We start from the raw sequence: 3,500 nt of genomic DNA on the forward strand, positions 1-3,500 counted from the left end.
ATCAAAATACTTACTCCTTTTTGAAGTTGAAGCCATCCAATCACCCCATTATTAATTGTTCAAAAAGGTATTTTACTATACTTTATTATTTGTCGCTTAACAAATATTCCCAGACCAAAACCTGTGAAAATTGTTTTAATTTAGCTTTCGGAACCATTATACCTTATTAATATTACAACAATATGATAGCAGAATTACTTTCTATTTCATGGTAATTACGATACCGAAATAACACTTACAAATACCTACGATTATTTTACCATTCACTCCTTAACGAAACCTTAACCAGCTTGTATCGTAGTTTTTGACAAAAAAAAGAGCTTGGGGTGCCCCAAGCTCTTTTTTATACCTTGCCTAAATCGACTATGTGTTTACGAATAATCTCAGCATAGCTTTCCTTTATCTTGTCAATCGATAACTTAAATGTGGCAGATAACTGATAAAGGAAATCTTGGTCATACTGAAGCCAAGAAGAATAATTTCTTTTGAGATAAAGCTCAGCATCCGTAAATGTAGTAAAGGATTGATCCAGTTTCTTCTGATTATGAATGATACGATACTCACTTTCACCCTTAGCGATAATGTAGGAAATATCGCCCTTTTGATTTTGAAAGGCGGTAAGAGAATTAGGATTTTTCACGTTAAATTCATTCCGATCGGCATCTGGTTTAAGTGGAAGAAGTTCAAACACATTTACAACAAATTGCTTAAATGCTTCACTTGTTAATTCAGATCCGGATGCTTTTGGATGTCCTCCTCCACCGTATCTTTTTGCAAATTTAGCGACATTTATTTCATCGTGAATGGTCCGGAAACCCATTTTCTTTCCGCTCATATTCAGTAGGATAATCATATCCATTTGTGGGTATAAATTATTTAAAGCATTCCCCAATTCCGATAAATATTGCTCGGCATGAACAATCCCCACACAAAAATCATCAATAAAGGATTGAACAATCTGTCTGCTCTTTGAATGAATATAACGGTTGATCTTTTGCTCTTCAATATCAAGAAGCATATTTTCAGTTTCAGATAGCATAAACGAATCCGTATTTTCCGTTAACCTTTTCAGCATTTCTTCTTCAAACTGCTCTCTATTCCGTATGTAGAATAAATCATTTAACCTTTTCGCCGCAATATTATCGTTTTCATCCCATTCCCAGGTATCGTATTGGCGTACCAATTCAATAAATTCCTCAAGGGCTTTATTTCTCTCCATTTTTCTATGCCTAATTAGGTAATCATAAAATAAGGATGTTGCACAAGTCTTCTTACCCGTATCATATTCAGGAATGACGCTTCCCCATTTGTATTCATTAAAATGTAATGCCGTCACATGGTGATCGATCATTTGAACATGTTTTCCCCGTTGAAACCTTTCCTCAAGTTTCTTCTCGACCTGCTCATTTACCGCCAAATCAGTAATATAGATCTCCACATTATTATTTTCAGGATTTTTGATCACAGCTTCTACTCGTTGATTTAAATTCCGATAAGAGCAGTAAAATACACGAGCATTATCTCCAAAGGCCAGTTTCGCAATCAGCCCGCATCCTAGTCCATCCAGGTCAATATCCGTAAAAATATACATATTATACCACCATCCATTTTTCACTTCATATCGTATCGTTTGGTTTCAACAAAATTTTTATACAATAAGTTCTTATCATATTTGTTTATTTTAACATACTAGTAAATGTTACAAGCTGCAATTATGACCTGGTGATAGTAATCACAGACATATCGAAATGGATGTTGTATGATACATGAGAGTTTCAACTACAAATAATGAAACGGGGTAATAAATTGAATTTTCCTCAACTGAAAATAGGTCATATGATGCCTAAGGTCCCCATTATGCAAGGCGGAATGGGTGTAGGTATTTCACTTAGTAAATTGGCGTCAGCGGTCGCAAATGCTGGAGGGATTGGAATTATTTCTGGAACAGGAATCTCAACCGACGAAATGAGATCACATATTCGAAAAGCGAAAAGCCGGATTAAAGAAGCCGGATACATTGGGGTAAATGTTCTATTTGCGATGAATGACTTTGCTGAAAAAATGAAAGCCGCCCTCGAAGAGAAAGTGGACTTTATTATCTCTGGAGCTGGTATTTCAAGAGATATGTATGCATGGGGAAAACAAGCCGGTATTCCGGTTATTTCGATTGTCTCGTCAGCCAAATTAGCGCGAATTTCCGAAAGACTTGGTGCTGCTGCTGTTGTTGTTGAAGGCTTTGAAGCTGGAGGACATCTTGGTACTGATCGCCCTATGTTTGATATTCTTCCAGAAGTTGTTGAAGCGGTTTCCATCCCCGTTATTGCGGCAGGAGGAATCATGACAGGTGGAGATATTGCAAGGGCACTTGCAATGGGTGCCTCAGGTGTCCAAATGGGGACACGCTTTGTTGCCAGCCAGGAATGCGATGCACCATTATCATTTAAGCAAAAGTATGTTGATGCAAGGGAAGAGGATTTAGTCTTAGTTAAAACCACCGTAGGCCTTCATGGCAGGGCGATTAATAATCATTTTACAAAATTAATCAGTGGACAAGACAAGTTGAAAATTGCTAAATGCCTTGATTGTTTAAAGAATTGTTCCTACCGGTTTTGTACAATGGATTCTCTATTGGTTTCATTGGAGGGTGATGTGGAAAATGGTCTTGTTTTTGCAGGCGCACGAGTGGGTGAAATTCAAGAGATTCTCCCTGTTCAACAAATCATCGACAATCTTACATTTGAATACAATGAGGCTACCATAGCCTAATTAATTGAGCCAACCCTATCGGTTGGCTCTTCTTATTTCTGTTAAGGTAAATTACTGATTTTATTCTGAATGGGGGTCCGAGGTTTTGGCTCAGGGATCACTTCAGGATAACCTACTCCCAGAACACCAATGATATCATAGCCATCCGGAACACGAAGAATCTCCCTATTTTTTGGGGTAATGCCAATGGATGACCAAAAGGTTCCAACCCCTTCTGCCCATGCTGCTAAATTGAAATTTTGGATAAAACACGCAGTTGCCATTGCGTTTTCTTCTGTTTCTACAGATATTGCACCTTGCTTTGATAAAATCATCAATACAATTGGTGCGTTTCCAAAATTTGTTTTATGGTTAAGCTTTGCTCTTGTTTCTGCTCCGATAAAATAAATTTCCCATGGTTCTGTCATACGGTGATTGGGTGCCATTGTGGCAGCCTCTAACCATGAGAGAATTGCATGATGGTCAATTTCCGTAGGTTTAAATTTTTTTATGTTTCTGCGCGTTTTAATCGCATCTAACGTATTCATCTACATATGTCCCCTTCTGTATTAGCTGCTCACTTTATTATCTTATGCATAATTAATTAACATTGTATTAAAAGTGAGTAAAAAAATCCTCTCTTGCGCAAAATAATCACCGAGTTAACTTAAAAGGAGGGCTTCTGATGACAAACAGAAATGATAACAGAGAACGGAAAAATAAATATCCTAATAATAAGAAACAAGATGCAGAGT

Annotated in this window: 3 protein-coding genes; 1 reads left to right on the plus strand and 2 read right to left on the minus strand. The window is 37.2% G+C overall.

The window, feature by feature from the left end; translation table 11 throughout:
- Positions 1-343 precede the first annotated feature (343 nt).
- A complete protein-coding gene (locus tag V7137_RS25635; RefSeq protein ID WP_335700694.1) occupies positions 344-1,591 on the minus strand; it encodes a DHH family phosphoesterase in 1,248 nt (415 codons plus the stop codon).
- A gap of 197 nt (positions 1,592-1,788) precedes the next feature.
- On the opposite strand from V7137_RS25635, the gene V7137_RS25640 reads away from it, so the two are divergent.
- Positions 1,789-2,766 carry an NAD(P)H-dependent flavin oxidoreductase gene (locus V7137_RS25640; protein ID WP_335700695.1) on the plus strand — a complete coding sequence of 326 codons (978 nt, stop codon included), beginning with the start codon at positions 1,789-1,791 and terminating at the stop codon, positions 2,764-2,766.
- A 41-nt stretch (positions 2,767-2,807) separates the two neighbouring features.
- On the opposite strand, the gene V7137_RS25645 is transcribed toward V7137_RS25640, so the two are convergent.
- Positions 2,808-3,293, minus strand: a complete 486-nt coding sequence (locus V7137_RS25645) for a nitroreductase family protein (protein WP_335700696.1) — start codon at positions 3,291-3,293, stop codon at positions 2,808-2,810.
- Positions 3,294-3,500 lie beyond the last annotated feature (207 nt).

It is taken from the genome of Neobacillus drentensis (genome assembly GCF_036962765.1).
Lineage (GTDB): Bacteria > Bacillota > Bacilli > Bacillales > Cytobacillaceae > Neobacillus > Neobacillus drentensis_C.